Genomic DNA, 18,483 nt, shown 5'->3' on the forward strand with positions numbered 1-18,483 from the left:
TGAAAGTGCCGGTTATGCGCTTGGCGGGTGGCCAAGGCGGCAAAAGTGCGGCGTGATTCGCAGAGCAGCCCTCCAAAAACCTGAGAGATGGCTTATCTCAATGATAAGGCAATGGAACTTTGATTGCGCCGCGGGCTTCTGCCGGCCCCTGCTCTCTGCTAGGTTCGCGTTAGCCCCCATCCGCAGCCATTCGACAGATCTGGTTTCGGGAACGCCCGGGACCTCGGAGGATTGATGACGACCGCCGCCATGAGCAAAGTTTCGGAGCCCGTCGGACTGCCCGACATGAAGGTGTCGGTCCGGCAGGTTTTCGGTATCGACAGCGACCTCGAAGTGCCGGCCTATTCCGAAGTCGACCCGCATGTGCCGGAAGTGGATTCGGACTACCGCTTCGACCGCGCCACCACCCTCGCGATTCTCGCCGGTTTCGCCAAGAACCGCCGCGTCATGGTCACCGGCTACCACGGCACCGGCAAATCGACCCATATCGAGCAGGTCGCCGCAAGGCTGAACTGGCCGTGCGTGCGCGTCAACCTGGACAGCCACATCAGCCGTATCGATCTGGTCGGCAAGGACTCGATCGTCATCAAGGACGGCAAGCAGGTCACCGAATTCCGCGACGGCATCCTGCCCTGGGCGCTGCAGCACAACATCGCGCTGGTGTTCGACGAATACGACGCCGGCCGCCCCGACGTGATGTTCGTGATCCAGCGCGTGCTGGAAGTCTCCGGCCGCCTGACTCTGTTGGACCAGAACAAAGTGATCAAGCCGCACCCGGCGTTCCGCCTGTTTTCGACCGCCAACACGGTCGGCCTCGGCGACACCTCGGGCCTCTATCACGGCACCCAGCAGATCAACCAGGGCCAGATGGACCGCTGGTCGATCGTCACCACGCTGAACTATCTGGCGCATGACGAGGAAGTCGAGATCGTGCTGGCCAAGGCGCATCACTACCGCACCCAGGAAGGTCGCGATATCGTCAACAAGATGGTGCGGCTGGCCGATCTCACCCGTAACGCATTCGCCAATGGCGATTTGTCGACGGTGATGAGCCCGCGCACCGTGATCACCTGGGCCGAGAACTCCGACATCTTCGGCGATATCGGCTTCGCGTTCCGCGTCACCTTCCTCAACAAGTGTGACGAACTGGAGCGGCCGCTGGTGGCCGAATTCTATCAGCGCTGCTTCAACCAGGAGCTGCCCGAGAGTTCGGTGAACGTGGCGCTTTCGTAGCTGTCGTTCCCGCGAAAGCGGAACCCATACGCCGAGGACTTTCGATGGAAGGATGCTGCCAACGTCGGGTGAATTGACGACCGCTGGTGATTATGGGTCCCTGCTTTCGCAGGGACGACGGGTGATAGAAACGTAATGACGACGTCGAACATCAAATTCCGCACCGGATCCAAGGAAGCCCCGACCGAACCGTTCAAGCGCGCGGTGACCTCGTGCCTGCGCGCGATCGCGAAGGCGCCGGAACTTGAAGTGACGTTCGCGGCCGAGCGTCCCGGTCTTGCACCGGGCAAGGCGCGGTTGCCGGAACCGGCCCGCAAGATGACCAAGCGGGATGCTGCGATCGTGCGGGGCCACGCCGATTCGGTCGCGTTGAAGCTCGCCTGTCATGATCCCAAGGTGCATCGCAAGCTGATGCCGGGAAATCCGCAGGCGCGCGGCGTGTTCGAGGCGGTGGAGCAGGCCCGTGTCGAGGCCATCGGCTCGCGGCGAATGGCGGGTGTGGCGAAGAACCTTACCGCGATGCTCGACGATCACTTTCATCGTGGCAAATACGACGAGATCACCGACCGCGCCGATGCGCCGCTGTCCGATGCACTGGCGATGCTGGTGCGCGAACGGCTGACGGGCCTTGCGCCGCCGGCGGCTGCGAAAAAAATGGTCGATCTCTGGCGTCCGGCGCTGGAAGACAAGATCGGCACCCGGCTCGACAAGCTCAGCCGCGTCACCGAGGACCAGGCCAAGTTTGGCGATCTCGTGCACGACCTGTTGTCAGCGCTCGACCTCGGCGACGACCGCGATGCGGACGCCGATGACGACGAAAACGATGACGAGAATCCGGACGGCGAGAGCGATCAGTCCGGCGCCGAGGGCTCGCCCGATTCCGATGCCGCGCAGGAAATGAGCGCCGACCAGGCGCAGGCTTCCACCGACGAAATGTCGGAAAGCGCGATGGAGAGCGCGCAGGCTTCCACGTCAGATACGTTCGACGACGGCGAACTCGGCGACGACGAGACGCCGGGCGAAGCGACGCGGCCGAATATGCGTGGCGCCAACGAGCCGCGCGGCCCGGAATATCACGCCTTTGCCCCGAAATTCGACGAGGTCATCGCCGCCGAAGATCTCTGCGATCATGACGAACTGGAGCGGCTGCGCTCCTACCTCGACAAGCAGCTCGCGCATCTGCAGGGCATCGTGGCGCGGCTCGCCAACCGGCTGCAGCGCCGCTTGATGGCGCAGCAAAACCGCGCCTGGGAGTTCGATCTCGAGGAAGGCATTCTCGACCCCGCACGGCTGTCGCGCGTGGTCACCGATCCCTATCACCCGCTGTCCTTCATGCACGAGAAGGAAGCGACCTTCCGCGACACCGTGGTGACGCTGCTGCTCGATAATTCCGGTTCGATGCGCGGCCGGCCGATCACGGTGGCGGCCACTTGCGCCGACATTCTCGCGCGCACGCTGGAGCGTTGCGGCGTCAAGGTCGAGATTTTGGGTTTTACCACCCGCGCCTGGAAGGGCGGCCAGTCCCGCGAGGCTTGGCTCGCGGCCGGCAAGCCGGCCAATCCCGGCCGGCTCAACGATCTCCGCCACATCATCTACAAGTCCGCCGACGCGCCCTGGCGCCGTTCGCGCAAGAATCTGGGCCTGATGATGCGTGAGGGCCTGCTGAAGGAAAACATCGACGGCGAGGCGCTGGATTGGGCGCACAAGCGACTGCTCGGTCGCGCCGAGCAGCGCAAGATCCTGATGATGATTTCGGACGGCGCGCCGGTCGACGATTCCACGCTGTCGGTCAATCCCGGCAATTACCTCGAGCGGCATCTGCGCCACATCATCGAGGAGATCGAGACCCGTTCGCCGGTCGAACTGATCGCGATCGGCATCGGCCACGACGTCACGCGCTATTATCGCCGCGCGGTCACTATCGTCGATGCCGAGGAGCTCGGCGGCGCCATCACCGAAAAGCTCGCCGAGCTGTTCAGCGAAACCCACGGCGCCGCGCCTGCCACGAGCCACCACCGGCCGCGCCGCCTGCATTCGTGAGCGCATGCCCCCGCTCATAGGCCGCCGCCGCCTTTTGAAATATGCAGCGGCGGGGCTTTCCATGGCTGCCGTGCCCGGCGCTGCATTGGCGCAGACCGCCGTTCAGCGGCCGCCGAGGCAGACTGTTCCCGACGAGTTCTCGGTCAGTGCGCCGGTCTCGATTGAGGTCAATGCAAGGCCGCTGCAGTCGTTCGATACCCGCGACCGCTCGCGTGTGCGGTTCGGCGAACTCGAATTTCGCAGCGGGCTGATCCTGACGTCGCGGTTCCGCGGTTTCGGCGGCTTGTCCGGCCTGCGGCTGGATCCAAAGGGCGAGCGCTTCATCGCCATCAGCGACAAGGGGGGCTGGTTCACCGGCCGCATTGTCTACAAGGGCCGCGAGATGACCGGACTCGACGATGTCGAGGCCTCACCGGTGCTTGGCCACGACGGCAAGCCGATCACCTCGCGCGGCTGGTACGACACCGAGGCGCTCGCGCTTGACGGCTCGCTGGTCTATGTCGGCCTCGAGCGCGTCAATCAGATCCTGCGCTTCGACTTCGCCAAGGGATTTACGCGCGCGCAGGGCGAATTGATTCAGTTGCCGCTGGGCGTGCGCAAGCTGCCCTACAACAAGGGAATCGAGGCGCTTGTCGTGGTGCCGAAGGGCTTGCCGCTGGCGGGAACGCTGATCGCGATCTCCGAACGCGGGCTCGACGCGCAGGGCAACATCACGGCCTTCCTGATCGGCAGGACGCTGGGGCTGTTCAGCATCCGTCGCAGCGACAATTTCGATGTCAGCGACGCGGTGCTGCTGCCGTCCGGCGGGCTGCTGCTGCTCGAACGCAAATTCTCCTGGCTCGGCGGCGTCGGCATACGCATCCGCCGCATAGCACTTGCCTCTATCGCCCCCGGCGCGGTGATCGACGGCCCCGTGATCTTCGAGGCCGACCTCGGCAGCGAGATCGACAATCTGGAAGGCATCGACGCCCATGTCACGCCGGAGGGCGAAACGGTCCTGACGCTCGTCTCCGACGACAATTTCTCGATGATCCAGCGCAATCTGCTGCTGCAATTCGCGCTGGTGGAGTAGGGGTGGGTTGCAGCCGGCGCGGGTTGAGGCGACAGGGCCGGCTCGTTACACCATAAGGCTCGCTGTCCTCCAGTCCGGATAATGTCCCCATGAGCGCTTTGTTTACCCCGATCAAGCTGCGCGGCCTTAACCTCGCCAACCGCATCATGGTGGCGCCGATGTGCCAATATTCGGCCGTCGACGGCGAGGCCAATGACTGGCACTTCACCCATATCAATTCGCTGGCGCTGTCGGGGGCGAGCGTTTTCTGTATCGAGGCGACGGCGGTGGAGCCGACGGGCCGGATCACGCCGGGCTGCCTCGGCCTCTACAATGACGCCACCGAAGCCGCGCTGAGACCGATCCTGGCGTCCGTGCGCAAGCGTTCGAAGGCCGCCGTGATGATGCAGCTCGCGCATGCCGGCCGCAAGGCGTCGAGCCACACGCCGTGGGAGGGCGGGCAGTTGATCCCGGTGACTGAGGGCGGCTGGCGGGCGGAGGGGCCGTCGGCGATCCCGCACAAGGAGAGCGAGCCGCCGCCCGTTGCCTTCGATGCCGCGGGGCTTGCGCGCGTGCGCGATGCGTTCGTGGCGACCGCGAAGCGCGCCGAGCGCCTCGGCATCGACGCGATCGAGGTGCACTCGGCGCACGGCTATCTGCTGCACCAGTTCCTGTCGCCAATCGCCAACCGGCGCACCGATCAATATGGCGGCTCGTTGCAGAATCGCATGCGCTTTCCGCTCGAAGTATTCGACGCGATACGGGCGGCGTTCCCGCATGACAAGCCGGTGGGATTGCGCGTCTCCTGCACCGACTGGGTCGAGGGCGGCTGGGATCTGGCGCAGACCATCGAGTTCGCACAGGAGCTGAAAAAGCACGGCGTCGACTGGATCGACGCGTCCTCGGGTGGCGTGTCGCCGCTGCAAAAAATTCCGCTCGGCCCCGGCTACCAGGTGCCGTTCGCGCAAGCGATCCGCGAGGCGACCGGGCTGACCACGATTGCCGTCGGCCTGATCACGGAAGCCAAGCAGGCCGAGGAGATCGTGGCCTCCGGAAAGGCCGACATGGTCGCGCTCGCCCGCGCCATGCTCTACGACCCGCGCTGGGGCTGGCACGCCGCGGCCGAACTCGGCGGCGAGGTGTTCGCCCCGCCGCAATACTGGCGCTCGCAGCCTTCGACCCAGAAGGCGCTGTTCGGCGCCACGACATTCGGGACGCGGTAGCGCGCGCTCGCCGTCATCATGTTCCTCAACGCGGCGGCTTCGGCGCCGCGTCGACGGGACGGACCTGCCAGAAGCGCAGCAGGCGGCGGGCGCTCTCGACCGTCAGCTTGGCGTATTGCTCTCTCGCTTTCGCGAGCTCGTGCCGGCCCATCGAGCCGGCGGCGAAGCGGCTATCGAGCACGGCGGCCACCGTGTCCCAGTTCAGCCCGGCGACGCGGCAGGGGATCAGCACGCCGTCGTCGCGCAGGCTCTGCATCACCGGGCGGATCACCTCGACGCTCGAGCCCGATAGTTCGGCGAGCGCTGCGACCGTCTCGGCGTATTTCCGCTCTCTCGCAAAGGCCAAGAGCGCCGGCTCGTTCAGTTTGCCGTGTTTGGCGAGCGCGGCGACGAAGCGGCGGGCGGCGGTGAAATCGCGCGTGCGCGACATTTCGCGGCTGGCGCCGGTCGAGGCGGCGGCGATCGCGTTCCGGATCTCCTCGAACAGATGCGGCGGCGCGCGCGACAACAGCCGCGTGCGCACGGCTTCCGTTGCGTTCTGCAGCAGTTGCCGGCGCTGTTCGGCCGGCAGGTCGATGCGGATGCCGGTCTCGACCGCCAGATCTGGATCGCTCTCCGCCTGCTTCAGCACGATCGCAAAACCGCTCGCCGACATTCGCGCGCCTGGATTGGTGACGAGGCGCCGGCTGACGGAAGGATAATGCCGCTTCAACAGCGCGTCGGTGACGATCTCGGTCAGCCACCAGCGCCCGGAGATCGCCAGCAGATGCTGTTCGCCCTTGGTCTGCGCCAATTCCACCAGATCCTCGGCCGTCAGCCGCGCCGATTCGGTCAGCACCGGACGCGCGATCGTAATCTCGTCATTGTGCGCGAGCCGTCGGACCACGCGAGGCGGCGCCTGCTTCGCGGACGCGAGCTGCGTGCTCAATTCGGCGAGCGCAATGCGCGCGGCGACGTCGGCCAGCGCCCGCAGCTCGATGGTGCGGATCAGCCGTTCCAGCACGTCGCCGAACAGCTCGATCTGCTCGCCGGAGTAGCCGTCGGCGGACAGCAGAAACAGGTCGGTGACCTGCCTCAACGCATCCAGATGCTTTTCCGCCGAGCCGGCCTGGATGGCCGCCTCGACCTCCTCGGTGATCGATCGTTCCAACATCGCTCGTCCTGAGCGTTCAAGCCGGTTCTGGCGCCAGATAGGTGAGATTAGGGAGCAGAGTTGAACGATTCGTAAACCATTTGGGTTCCGCGGCGGCAGCAATGCGGCCGTAAGGTTGCGGCGGTGCTAGGCCAGTGGCCGAGTGATGCGCGCGGGATGGGTGGACTATCGGTTCGATCATCGCTGCCCGCCCCACAAAAGGTGCGTCCCCTCTCCCCTTGCGGGAGAGGGTTAGGGAGAGGGGTGGCGGCATCGGCGGTGCGTGTTGTGACTAGAATCGCACTGGCAAGACTGTCGGCAATCTGGCCTGTCTGTGCTCGTGGAGAGAACCCCTCTCCCCAGCCCACGAGCGAGCTTCGCTCGTCTCGGACCCCGCAAGGGGGGAGGGAGCTCACCGCCCGTGTGGTGACGGTGTGCGCATGATCCGCGGTCTACGCTTCCGCCGCGACGTCCTCCGCGCTCGCATGCGCCGGCGGTATCGGCATCGGGAATTTCTCGTACTGCTTCGGCAGGTTCACCGGCCGATAGCTCGGCAGCGCGTCTATGCGCTGCAGCGCCGACTCGTGGATCACAGCGCCGTCCGGGATCAGCCGCGGCTCGGCGTCGGGGATGTAGTAGCCGAAATGGCTCTCGCGTGCCGGCCATTCCTTGTATGTCGCGCGCTTCGGCAGGTATTCGAGCAGCCACCACGCCCCGCGCAGCGACTCGTGCGCTTCGCCGCGCACGTCAGGCGCGACATAGGAGAACGGGCTGCCCTTGCGCTGGATGCCCCAGGCGAGCTGGTTGACGGTGGCCTGGTTCACCTTCAGCCCGCATTTGACCGCCTCGTCGATCATCCAGAGCAGCGGATATTTTGAAAGCCCGCTTTGCTTTTCCCGATAGCCGCCGCCGATATCGGCATGGACGCCCGAGAACCACACCTGCAAAATATCCTGCGCGGTGGCGTGGACGTCGTTGAAGCGGACGGGTTTATAGGTTTGCGGATCGTCCCACTTTTTCAGGCGGAACATGCGGCGCCTCTCGTCGATCGAGATCGCCTGCCGGAACGTCTGCACGCTCGGGTTCGCAGTGGTGAACGCCAGCTCCTCCAGGCTCGGCCAATAGAAGCGATCGGCCCGCGGCACGATCACGCTCGCGACCGCATCCCAGACGCCGACGAAGCGGATCACAGGCCAGCGGGTCGAGGTGATGCGCGCGAATTGGGCTGCATTGTCGAACGCGGTCTGCGGCAGCGGCCCTTGCGCGTCGCCGGCATCGCTGAGCAGCTTCATCTCGCGGCGCAGCTTCGGCGCTTCATCCGAGGAGAACTGCTTGTAGGCGATCAGCCCCGAACCTGCGAGATTGACCTGCTCGGGCGAGATCAATCCAATCTTGTGCACCAGCCCCGCCAGCACCCGCACGGTGTAGGCGCCGCGGGAAAAGCCGAACAGATAGATCTGATCGCCTTCGCGATAATGCTGGACCAGGAAGCCATAGGCCGCGAGCACGTTGTCATCGAGCCCATAGCCGGTGGCGAGCCCCAGGATGGCGTTGAAATCCTGCTTCAGCTTGTGCCACGGGTCCGGCCGCTCCAGCGTGCCGACGCCGGGATCGTAAAACACCATCTGCCGCGGCTCGGTCTTCTCCGTCTTGCGCAGGCAGCGATAGAGCTTGAGCACATTGGAGATGTTCTCGGAAATCTCGTTTCCGGTGCCGTCGCAGCAGATGATGATGTTGCGCATGGTGATGCTCCCCGGTGCTACCGGAGCGAGTATAGCGGAACTTTGGGATTTTGGATGGCGGGGCGTATCGCCGCGTCACGCCGCCTCGGTGACCGCGCGAATCTTCAGGTGCACGCCGGTTTCTTCCTGCAGTGCCCCAATGACGCCGAGCAGGTTCTCGGCAGTGGGGTTGCCGTCCGGCCCGAACATGCGCATCAGGCTCTTCGGCGAACGCCCCAGCACCTCGCCCAGCCGGTCGAAGCCGACGGTCGCGTTGATGTAGGCCCGCAGCGCCGCGCGGCCCTGATCAGTCTCGCCCTCGAGCGGCGCCTGCACCGCCTCCTGAAACAGCGCCCGGCGAAAGGCGGGCTCGCGTTCCGCCCGCGCCCGCACCGTGTCGCGAAAACTCCGGGTCAGTGGCATGGTTTCATCCTTCGCGGCGTTTTCGCTTCCTGTAGTCGCGCCAGCAGCGCAACGTGGGGTCGATGTTGTTCTGCTGCGGTGTTTATTTGGCTCTTGCAATCAACTCTTTGTAGAAATCGATCATGCCGGGAAGTGACGCTCTCAGTCTCTCCGCGGAGTGAATGGCTTCATTGCGAAGCCCCTTGGCTGCGAGTTCGCCAATCAGGTTCTTCAATTTGCCGCGATGATCGTGGTTTGGTGTATGCTCATCAAGCATACGCTCCAAAATCTTGGCAACCGAGGACGGATTTGCGTCTACAAATCTTGCAAGCTCTTCGATCATCTGGCTTTCCAGGTGGTCGGAGTGTGCATAAGGAGCAGTCGCAAGAAGCAATGCTTCAGCATCTGAATCCAACTCCTTAAGATATGGGCTAAGCCGGCTCAGGCGCGCATGAAACTTTGCAGGCGGCGGATCCTGTAACGTGCACCACGACAGACACTTCCTCCAAAATGCCAGGATCTTTTCGACCTGATCGCTTGTTAATTTCTCGCCGCGGACACTCCAAAAGAAATCAGCCACTTCTTGAAGATCATCAACGCCAGCTGCAAATATGAGGCTGAAGAGCGGCGCATCCAGCGTGGTCTCTCCCCAAAGATAGCCTAAGGAGACCCATTGTATGATTCGCTCGCGGCTATGTTGGTCGTTGAAATCTAGTTTGAGGGCGTTATCGAAAACGGCGTTGTCCGCAAGCATTTTGTAAATCTGACGCGTTGGCCTTGCAAATGCTAGGCCGCCCAAAGCTACTGCAAAGTTTGTTGGATACTTCGTTGCTGGAAATAACTTAGCGACATTTGCAGCCAGCCAATTGTGACTCATGAATTCAAGGTTTCCGATGTAAGAGGCCGAAAGAGTAGAAAAGTCAAAATTTGCCTCTCGACACTTTGAAATTTCAGTATCAAAAGCGTCTTGAAGATTGTGCCATGCGACCTCGATCGGTAAACCTTTTTGCTTCGCCACGCGACATACGCGCAAGGCGTGATTATACATCGCACAAATGAGCCTGCCCTTTTCTGTGTTAAGGGCATGAGTCATCGGGTCTGTCAGATTAGCCTTATCGTCTTCCGGGGCGCGGGCTAGAAGTTTGGTGATGATCATCCAACCCTGAGGCAACAGTTCTGGTGCGTATGCGCTCTTGTCGACTTTGGTGCCGGCCTGCAAGAAATCAGCGATTAGGGTCACCATCCAGCCGCGGCTCGGCGTACGATCAGGATTATCGCTCTGATTGTCTGGCTGAAGTATCAAATCATCGACACTCTCAGTGAAGTAATTGATCAACTTGGGCCAAGCCGCATCCCAATCAAACTCCTGTTTCGATTGGTCCGATAGCTCGAACAGCCGCTTAAAACCTGCAATGATAGCGTGACGAAACGGGAGCTTGGCTTCGTGCAAAGAGGCGAGAATTGCAAGAAAGGGATTCGGCGAATTAAGAACAGCACCTTCAAGTGCTTCGAGAAGGCCACCGAGCGTTGGACCTTTCCAGGAGCTCGCTTCTTTGAATTCGTTGAGTCGAGTGACGAGGGTGCCTTCTTCAGCGAAGGCAACCAAGGCTTCTCTTGCGAAGGGTGAGGGCCCCGGTCCGGCCCAGGTTTCGTGATAGGTTGAAAAATCGGGATGGTCGCCGAGTGGGCCGAGTGTGTGGTCGGACAGCAGCTCGTTGTACCACTCGGACGCTTCTGGTTGATCTTTAATTGCGCTGAGCCAGTCGCGCTGCATCCATTTCAGACGACGCTCTCGGTCCTCTAGGGTGTCAGGTAAGGATAGATCACGTAAAGACGAAAGGACTGCGTCCTTGCCATCTTTTGAGAGAGAGCCGAAGTGTTGTCGTAAGAGTCGATACAGCTCATGTACGTGGCCGGAAGTGAACAGGGTTGGCTCGATCGCTGCTTCAAATACCTCCCTGAGGTTTTCGAAATGCTCTGTCACCGTATGAATCGCGAGGCGTCGGATGATTTCTGAGTTGTCTCTAAGGCTTCGCGCGATAAAGGGAATTCCCTCCTCTGGATTGATTTCGAGCCATCCTGCAATGGCATCGCGCGTTCCCTCAACAAACCGGTTTTCAGGCCCCCTGAAATCCATGTTTTGTTCATGATCTTCCACGGCCGGTCGCCAGAAGGAGCTGCCGAAGCTGCGACGATCATCTGAAAAAATGCTCCGCAGCCCGTCTAAGAAGATATCGACGGCTTGAAGACCAGCTCTTGCCCCGAGCTGCTTGGCATTTTGATCGATGATCTCACGCAGCCAATAGTCATCGATTGCCGTGATAAGATCGTCGCTAGATTTTGCGTTATTTGTTGCCCACCGGAAGGAAAGGCACTCCTTCATCAGTTGGCAGGCCTTTTCTGTGTCTTCCGAACTCTTACTTCTCACAAGCTTCTTCAAAAGCCCCTCGCTGAGAGCGCTCCCTACTAGGCTGTTGTCAAACTTAGAGGTGAGCCAAATGCGAACCAGCTGGATGTCACTGATTGTTATTACAGCAACAGGCAAAATCCCAAAGATTTCCGCAAACTTGTGAAACGTGTGATAGTTGTCGCGAACTTCGCCGTTCGCATCGCGATAGTTTGTCACGTTGCGTATTACGGTCATAATCTTATTGGCTAGCTCAAGATCATTTAGTTGATCTGCTCGTTTCGCGACCGCTCCCAAATAGTCCAATGCCCCCCAAAATGGAATCTGGACAAACCCAGGCTCTGTTGAGGGAACGGGTCCTGAATTGTTTTTGGGGTCAAAGAACTGAGCGTCACTAATCGCATCGAAGTAGCGCTCGGGGTCAGGTCGTTTGGACAATAGATTGAAGCCGTACCGAGCGAATTCACTTTCCCGGTGCATCATTGCGATAAACGATTCAAGCTTCGCGCCGAGCTTAATCAAGTAGGCTCTCCATCTCCATTTGCATTTGGAGGTTCAGCGGGGCTGCAGCGGGAATAGCATCGGAAAATCTCTCAAGCACCTCCACCAACTGCGCCCAGTCTGTGTAATCTCGCAAGAACGGGATTAATTGAATGCCGCACTGTTTGTAGTATTGGCTCATGCTGCGCATAAGCTCGTTCTCGTGCGAGAAATAGCCTTGTAGCATAAAGTGTCGTGCTTGCGTCTCGACTGATAGTGCGGGTACGCGAGCTTTTTGAACAACGTACTCCAGGATCTCTAGGTCCTCTAAGCCGTAGCCGACAAAGAGAACCGTCTTTGTTTGAAACAGATGACTGAGGAATGTGAGTGTTCGGTTTTCGTGTTGCGGGTCGCTCGCGTTCCGATCGTTCGCGTACCGCGCAATGTAATCGCGGGTGCTGATGACCATCCCGGTTGGATCAGAAAGCGAGCCGTGAATGTGAAAGACTGACTTGGACTGGTTTAGGTTTGCAGGCGTGAACTCGTTTGCTTCCCATATTGACTTCCGTCTCGACGGAGTGGCTGCCGCAGTATCCTGCTCCTGCCCAGGAGCGCTCACTGACAAGTTTGGGTCTACAATTTCTGTGTCGAGCCAAGAATCGTAGTTGGTGGTAACGAACGTTTGCCCGAGTTTGCCGAGACTGCGATACACACGCCGACCGACTTCGTTGTTTTCGTATCCGCTCTTTGGGTTGATCAACTTGGCATAGTCGATTCGAAGACCGTGCTCTTTCTCAAGTTCTCGCGCTATCGAAAGTTTGACCCGAGGAGATAAGTGTTTGATTTGAGCCAGCTGGCTGTGAGTGAATTTTTGGGCGTCAACACATGCCCGGAGCGCGCCGTCAGCAAGTTCGTTCCATGTCGGGCATCCGGTAAGGACGGAAACCCCAGCCCCTACAAACGGAATCAAAACACCTCTTTCAGCCGCTTCGCGTAGACCCGGAGGAATTGGTGGAATCGGAAGTATTGCGCTACGCATCAATGGCCGTTGTGATTCGTCTTCGGTTCAACCATTCATTGCGTAGCATTAGTATTGTCAAAAAACAAAAACGGCCGGGTCTTCCGACCCGGCCGCTCCAAACTTCGATCCGCCGATTTTAGCTTCGCTCAGCTCGCCTTCTTCACGAAGGCGGGCTTGCCGACCTTCTTCTCGATCGCGCGCTTCAGTTCGAGGGCGCGGGGGGAGAGGACGTCGGCCTTGGCCTTGAGGAGATAGGCATCGAGGCCGCCATTGTGGTCGACGCTCTTGAGCGCATTGGTCGAGACGCGCAGGCGCACGTTGCGGCCGAGCGCGTCCGAGATGAAGGTGACGTTGGCCAGGTTCGGCAGGAAGCGCCGCTTGGTCTTGATGTTGGAGTGGCTCACCTTGTGGCCCACCTGGGGGCCCTTGGCCGTCAGTTCGCAGCGCCGGGACATTCCGAAAAATCCTCTTCCATCCCCGCCAGGGCCAAGCCGCTTCTCGCGGGCGCCGCGGGGGTCCAAAATCGCGTCCATTTCCAGGAACCGCGGACGTATAGGGGGAGACGGCCACGGGGTCAAGGTTCTTGGGTTGGTAAAGTCAGCTGTAACGGCTGGTTTACCAGGGGTTCCAGCCACTTAAGGGATCATATAAAGGGCGTAATCCGCGCCGACACCATGGCTTTCGAAAAGAACCGGCCCCAAGCCCCCGCAAGCGGTGGGAGGCCAGGGAGAGGTCGGGTAGAGGCGTGGTTTTCGCGATAACCCGCGTTGTTTGCCGGATATTTTTGCCTAAATGAACATCAGCTCGCGCCGATCCTGGGATTATTCATTCGTGACTGCCAGATGCGCCGTTTCGCGCCAAACTCTCTCCGCCAGGCTCGGCCTCGTCGTCGGCCTGTGCGCCGCCGCGTGGGGCTTACTCGCGCCGCAGACAGCTTCCGCGCAGGGGCGGTTGGACGCTCATTATGAGGCGACGCTGGCGGGCATCCCCGTCGGCAAGGGAAGCTGGACCATCGAAATCGGCGACGATGTGTTTTCGGCCTCCGCGCAGGGCGGCACCGCCGGGCTGTTGAAGGCGTTTTCCGGCGGCACCGGTTCCGGCGCCAGCCAGGGCCGCATCGTGAACGGCGCGCTGGTCGCGAACGCCTATACCGCGACCACCACCACGCAGAAGAAATCCGAGACCATCCGGATTTCGCTGGCCAATGGCGGCGTGAAGGATTTTTCGATCGACCCGGCGCCGCCGGTCGATCCCGGCCGCATTCCCGTCACCGACGCGCACCGCAAAAGCGTGCTCGATCCCATGACGGGCTCACTGCTGCGCGTCCCCGGCAATGGCGAAGTGCTGGCGCCGGATTCCTGCCGCACCGGAGCCGGGATTTTCGACGGACGCATGCGCTACGATCTCAAGCTCGATTACAAGCGCATGGAAACGGTCAAAGCCGAAAAGGGCTATCACGGGCCGGCGCTGGTCTGCGCGATCTATTTCAACCCGGTCGCGGGCTACATCCCCGATCGCCCCGTGATCAAATATCTCGCGAACGAACGGCGGATCGAGATCACCTTCGTGCCGATTGCGGGGACGCGCGTCTTGGTTCCCTTCCGCATGACGATCCCGACGCCGTTTGGCCTGGCGATGCTGGAAGCGACGTCGTTCGTGACATCAGCCATGCCGCCACGGGTGGCGAAGACGAATTGAGGCTTTACCGTCGTCCCTGCGAACGCAGGGACCCATACGCCGCGGCCGTGTTGATTGAGGGACTCGGAGTTGCAGCCGGCGCCAACCAATGAGCGCCGGTGGTTATAGGTTCCTGCGTTCGCAGGGACGACGGGAGAGTTGAATCCGCCTTGACTCTTCCTCACTTCTGATTCGACTCCGTCGCCCTGATCTTTTTAAGAAATTAGTCCCGAAACCGTCGCTTGTGGAGCCGCTGTAAACTTGATCTAGTGTCGCCGGGTGCGCTTCAGCGCGAGATGTTGCGGTGAACGTATCGGGTCTCGGGAGGAGTCAGCGATTCGGACGCGATTCGTTCCAGACTCGTTCCAGAGCTTAAGCCGCGACCGCATCACCGTCGCAAAGTGAAACAGAATCGGCGCAGTTGGTGCCAAACGAAAGAGAAACTCCGCGTTTTTCCGTCATTGCGAGGAAGCGAGGCGACGAAGCAATCCATACCTCCACACGTGTGGCGCTATGGATTGCTTCGCGGAGCCTGTCATCCGGCGGCGCTTTGCGCCGACCGGGTGGCTCGCAATGACGGGTTGGGCGCTCGCACCTAAATAAGAAAACACCTGCACAGAATGGCTTTCTCTCCTTCCACGTTCGCGACTGATCGCGCGCCCGGCGCGGGCGTTACCGCTGTCCTCGGGCCGACCAATACCGGCAAGACGCATCTGGCCATCGAGCGGATGCTGGGGCACTCGTCCGGCGTGATCGGGCTGCCGCTGCGGCTGCTCGCGCGCGAGGTCTACAACAAGATCGCCGATCGCGCTGGGACTGAGGCGGTTGCGCTCGTCACGGGTGAAGAGAAGATCAAGCCGAAGAATCCGCGCTACTGGGTCTCCACCGTGGAGGCGATGCCGCGGGATCTCGACGTCTCGTTCCTCGCCGTCGATGAAATCCAGATCGCGGCCGATCTCGAGCGCGGGCACGTCTTCACTGACCGCATCCTGCACCGTCGCGGCCGCGACGAGACGCTGCTGTTAGGGGCCGCCACCATGCGGCCGATCATCGAGCGGCTGCTGCCGGGCGCTTCCATCGTCACACGTCCGAGGCTCTCGCAGCTCGAATTCGCCGGCGACCGCAAGATCACGCGCCAGCCGCGCCGCACCGCGATCGTCGCGTTCTCGGCCGATGAAGTCTACGCGATCGCCGAATTGGTCCGCCGCCAGCATGGCGGCGCGGCCGTCGTGCTCGGCTCGCTCTCGCCACGTACACGAAACGCGCAAGTCGCGATGTTCCAGAACGGTGACGTCGATTATCTCGTCGCCACCGACGCCGTCGGCATGGGCCTGAATCTCGACGTCGACCACGTCGCGTTCGCCTCCGATCGCAAGTATGACGGCTATCAGTTCCGCAGGCTCAATCCGGCCGAGTTCGCGCAGATCGCCGGCCGCGCCGGGCGCGCGACGCGAAACGGCACCTTCGGCACCACGGGGCGCTGTGCACCGTTCGAGCCGGAACTGGTGAACGCGCTGCAGAACCACACCTTCGACACCGTCAAAATGCTGCAGTGGCGGAATTCGAGGCTGGATTTCTCCTCGCTCGGCGCGCTGCAGGTGTCGCTGGCGCTGCCGCCCGGGCATGACGCCTTGACCCGCGCGCCGATTGCCGAAGATCTGCGCGTGCTCGATCATGCGGCGCGCGACGGCGAGGTGAGGGACATGGCCCACGGCGCACCAGCCGTGGAACGGCTGTGGGACGCCTGCCAGATCCCGGATTACCGCAAGATCGCGCCCGCTGCCCACGCCGAACTCGTGACCACGCTTTATGCATTTCTGATGAAGAAAGGTCGGATACCCGACGCATGGTTTGCCGCCCAGGTCGACCAGGCCGACCGCGTTACCGGCGATATCGACACGCTGTCGGGCCGGATCGCGCAGATCCGCACCTGGACCTTCGTCGCCAACCGGCCGGACTGGCTGTCCGACCCCGACCACTGGCAGGGGATCACCCGTGAGGTGGAAAATAAATTATCCGATGCGCTGCATGAACGCCTTACGGAGCGTTTCGTTGACCGGCGGACCAGTGTATTGATGCGCCGCCTGCGGGAGAACTCAGTTTTGAATACGGAAATTGGCAAGACCGGCGAAGTGATTGTGGAAGGCCACGCGATCGGCCGGCTCGATGGATTCACCTTTGCACCCGATGCGGCGGAAGCCGGCTCGGACGCGAAAGCGTTGCAGGCGGCCGCCCAGCAGGTGCTGGCGAGCGAGATCAACGCGCGCGCGGAAAAGCTCTCAGCCGCGCCCGACGACCAGTTCGTGCTGACTTCCGACGGCACCATCCGCTGGACCGGCGATGCGGTCGCAAAACTCGTCGCGGCTGACGATGCGCTGCATCCGCGCATCCGCATCATTTCCGATGAGCGCCTCTCCGGCGCGCCGCGCGAGGCCGTGCAAACGCGGCTCGATCTGTGGCTGAAGACGCATATCGAAAAGCTGTTGGGGCCGCTGTTCGGGCTGTCGAAGGCCGAGGACATCACGGGTATTGCGCGCGGCATCGCATTCCAGCTCGTCGAAGCGCTCGGTGTGCTGGAGCGGAGCAAGATCGCGAGCGAGATGAAGGATCTCGACCAGGCCTCGCGCGCGACGTTGCGAAAGTACGGCGTGCGGTTCGGCGCCTATCACATCTATTTCCCGGGGCTCTTGAAGCCCGCGGCGCGCGCGTTGGCCTCGCTGTTGTGGGCCGAGAAACAGGACAATGTCGATATGTCCGCGCTGTCAGGCGCGCAGCATCTGGCGAGCTCGGGGCGGACCTCGTTCCCGGTCGACAAGGCGTTACCGCGCGATGCCTATCGCGTGCTCGGCTACCGCCAGTGCGGCGAGCGTGCAGTGCGCGTCGACATCCTGGAGCGTCTCGCCGATCTCATTCGTCCCGCTTTGGCGTGGCGCGAGACGTCGCCGGGCGAAAAGCCCGCCGGCGCGTTCGACGGCCGCGGCTTTGTGGTGACGCAGGCGATGACCTCGCTGACGGGATCCGCAGGAGAGGATTTCGCCTCGATCCTGCGCGCGCTCGGCTACCGCATGGACCGCCGCCCGCAGCTCGCCCCGAAGCCCGCGCCCGAGGCCGTCGTCGAGACGGTCTCCGCCGAAACGCCGCCGGTTGAGGCGAGCGCCGAGGCCACGGCAGAGATGCCGGCGGAAGAAGTCGCGGCCGAAGTGCCTGTCAGCGACGCGCCCGCGCCGTCGTCGGCCTCGCTGCTGCCGGATGTGACCCCGGTGGCCGCCGAACAACCCGCTGCTGCGGCGGAAGCTGCGCCCGCCGAGACCACACCGGCGGAAGCCGCGATCGCGGATGCGCCTCCGGAACAGGAGACGCCGGAAGCGGTCAGCGCTGCAGAAGCGGCGGCCGAACCCGAAACCGCGAGCGAAGCGCCTGCCGAAGCCGAAGCGCCTGCAGAAGCAGCGCCCGTCGAAGCTCCGGCAGCCGAAGCCAAGTCCGAGACACCGGCAGAGCCTGCACTCGTCGAAGTCTGGCGGCCCGGCGGCCGTTCCGACGAGCGCCGTCCGCATCACGACCGCAGCCGCCAGCGCCATCACCGCGCGGGCGAGGGCGCGCAAGCGGCGAGCGGCGAAGGCGGTGAAGGGGGGCAGCGCGAGCAGCGCCATCGCCGTGGCCGTCGCCACAGCGAGTTCAGAAAGCCCCGCGAGGGCGCACCGGCCGATGCTACGGCAGCGCCGGCCGCAGAAGGCGCGCCCGCGGCAGAAGCGCGTCCGGACCGTCCGCCGCGCGAGCGTTTTGAGAGCAAGGGCCGCGACCGCGAGGAGCGCCGCGACAAATTCGATCGCAACAAGGGCGAGCGCAAGGGTGGCCGCGACAAGGGCGAGCGCGGCGGCCGTGATTTCGGCGGACGCGACAAGGGCGGCCGCGACAAGCGCGACTCTGGCCCTTCGCACCGTCAATGGGCGACGAGCGCGAGCCCACGCGAGCGCGACCGGCCGATCGATCCGAATTCACCGTTCGCAAAGCTGGCGGCGCTGAAGGAGCAACTCGCCGGCAACCGCAAGGAATAGTCAAAGCGTTTTCAAGCGAAGTGGGTCCCGGTTCGCGGTCC

The 18,483-nt window shown here is 62.3% G+C and carries 12 protein-coding genes; 6 read left to right on the top strand and 6 right to left on the bottom strand.

Translation table 11 applies throughout. From position 1 onward, the window contains the following. The first annotated feature begins 234 nt into the window (after window positions 1-234). The 4 genes from cobS to V1290_RS20680 all read left to right on the top strand — a co-directional run bounded on the left by cobS (window position 235) and on the right by V1290_RS20680 (window position 5,547). A complete protein-coding gene (cobS, locus tag V1290_RS20665; RefSeq protein WP_065746623.1) occupies window positions 235-1,233 on the top strand; it encodes a cobaltochelatase subunit CobS in 999 nt (332 codons plus the stop codon). 135 nt (window positions 1,234-1,368) lie between these two features. Then, window positions 1,369-3,273, top strand: coding sequence for a cobaltochelatase subunit CobT (cobT, locus tag V1290_RS20670; RefSeq protein WP_334366117.1), 1,905 nt, complete (start codon window positions 1,369-1,371; stop codon window positions 3,271-3,273). 4 nt (window positions 3,274-3,277) lie between these two features. Further along, on the top strand, window positions 3,278-4,345 hold the full coding sequence (locus tag V1290_RS20675; RefSeq protein ID WP_442893696.1) for an esterase-like activity of phytase family protein: 1,068 nt from the start codon (window positions 3,278-3,280) through the stop codon (window positions 4,343-4,345). A gap of 89 nt (window positions 4,346-4,434) precedes the next feature. Then, the gene (locus tag V1290_RS20680) at window positions 4,435-5,547 is read left to right on the top strand and encodes an NADH:flavin oxidoreductase/NADH oxidase (RefSeq protein WP_334366119.1); all 1,113 of its coding nucleotides are present in this window, start codon (window positions 4,435-4,437) and stop codon (window positions 5,545-5,547) included. 25 nt (window positions 5,548-5,572) lie between these two features. On the opposite strand, the gene V1290_RS20685 is transcribed toward V1290_RS20680, so the two are convergent. The 6 genes from V1290_RS20685 to rpmB form a co-directional block, all read right to left on the bottom strand. Beyond that, on the bottom strand, window positions 5,573-6,700 hold the full coding sequence (locus V1290_RS20685) for a DUF2336 domain-containing protein (protein ID WP_334366120.1): 1,128 nt from the start codon (window positions 6,698-6,700) through the stop codon (window positions 5,573-5,575). 431 nt (window positions 6,701-7,131) lie between these two features. Next, on the bottom strand, window positions 7,132-8,421 hold the full coding sequence (locus tag V1290_RS20690) for a DUF2235 domain-containing protein (RefSeq protein ID WP_334366121.1): 1,290 nt from the start codon (window positions 8,419-8,421) through the stop codon (window positions 7,132-7,134). A 75-nt stretch (window positions 8,422-8,496) separates the two neighbouring features. Beyond that, complete coding sequence (locus tag V1290_RS20695) at window positions 8,497-8,823, bottom strand: transcriptional regulator (RefSeq protein WP_334366122.1); 327 nt, start codon at window positions 8,821-8,823, stop codon at window positions 8,497-8,499. 82 nt (window positions 8,824-8,905) lie between these two features. Further along, the gene (locus tag V1290_RS20700) at window positions 8,906-11,731 is read right to left on the bottom strand and encodes a hypothetical protein (RefSeq protein WP_334366123.1); all 2,826 of its coding nucleotides are present in this window, start codon (window positions 11,729-11,731) and stop codon (window positions 8,906-8,908) included. Beyond that, a complete protein-coding gene (locus V1290_RS20705; RefSeq protein ID WP_334366124.1) occupies window positions 11,724-12,659 on the bottom strand; it encodes an SIR2 family protein in 936 nt (311 codons plus the stop codon). The genes V1290_RS20700 and V1290_RS20705 overlap by 8 nt, the downstream gene beginning before the upstream one ends. Window positions 12,660-12,856: 197 nt before the next feature. After that, window positions 12,857-13,165, bottom strand: coding sequence for a 50S ribosomal protein L28 (gene rpmB, locus V1290_RS20710; RefSeq protein ID WP_171579080.1), 309 nt, complete (start codon window positions 13,163-13,165; stop codon window positions 12,857-12,859). A 337-nt stretch (window positions 13,166-13,502) separates the two neighbouring features. Between rpmB and V1290_RS20715 the strand changes: the two genes are divergently transcribed. Beyond that, window positions 13,503-14,408 carry a DUF3108 domain-containing protein gene (locus V1290_RS20715; RefSeq protein WP_442895002.1) on the top strand — a complete coding sequence of 302 codons (906 nt, stop codon included), beginning with the start codon at window positions 13,503-13,505 and terminating at the stop codon, window positions 14,406-14,408. A 599-nt stretch (window positions 14,409-15,007) separates the two neighbouring features. Next, a complete protein-coding gene (locus V1290_RS20720) occupies window positions 15,008-18,442 on the top strand; it encodes a helicase-related protein (protein WP_334366125.1) in 3,435 nt (1,144 codons plus the stop codon). Window positions 18,443-18,483: the final 41 nt, after the last annotated feature.

Source organism: Bradyrhizobium sp. AZCC 1578 (assembly GCF_036924675.1).
Lineage (GTDB): Bacteria > Pseudomonadota > Alphaproteobacteria > Rhizobiales > Xanthobacteraceae > Bradyrhizobium.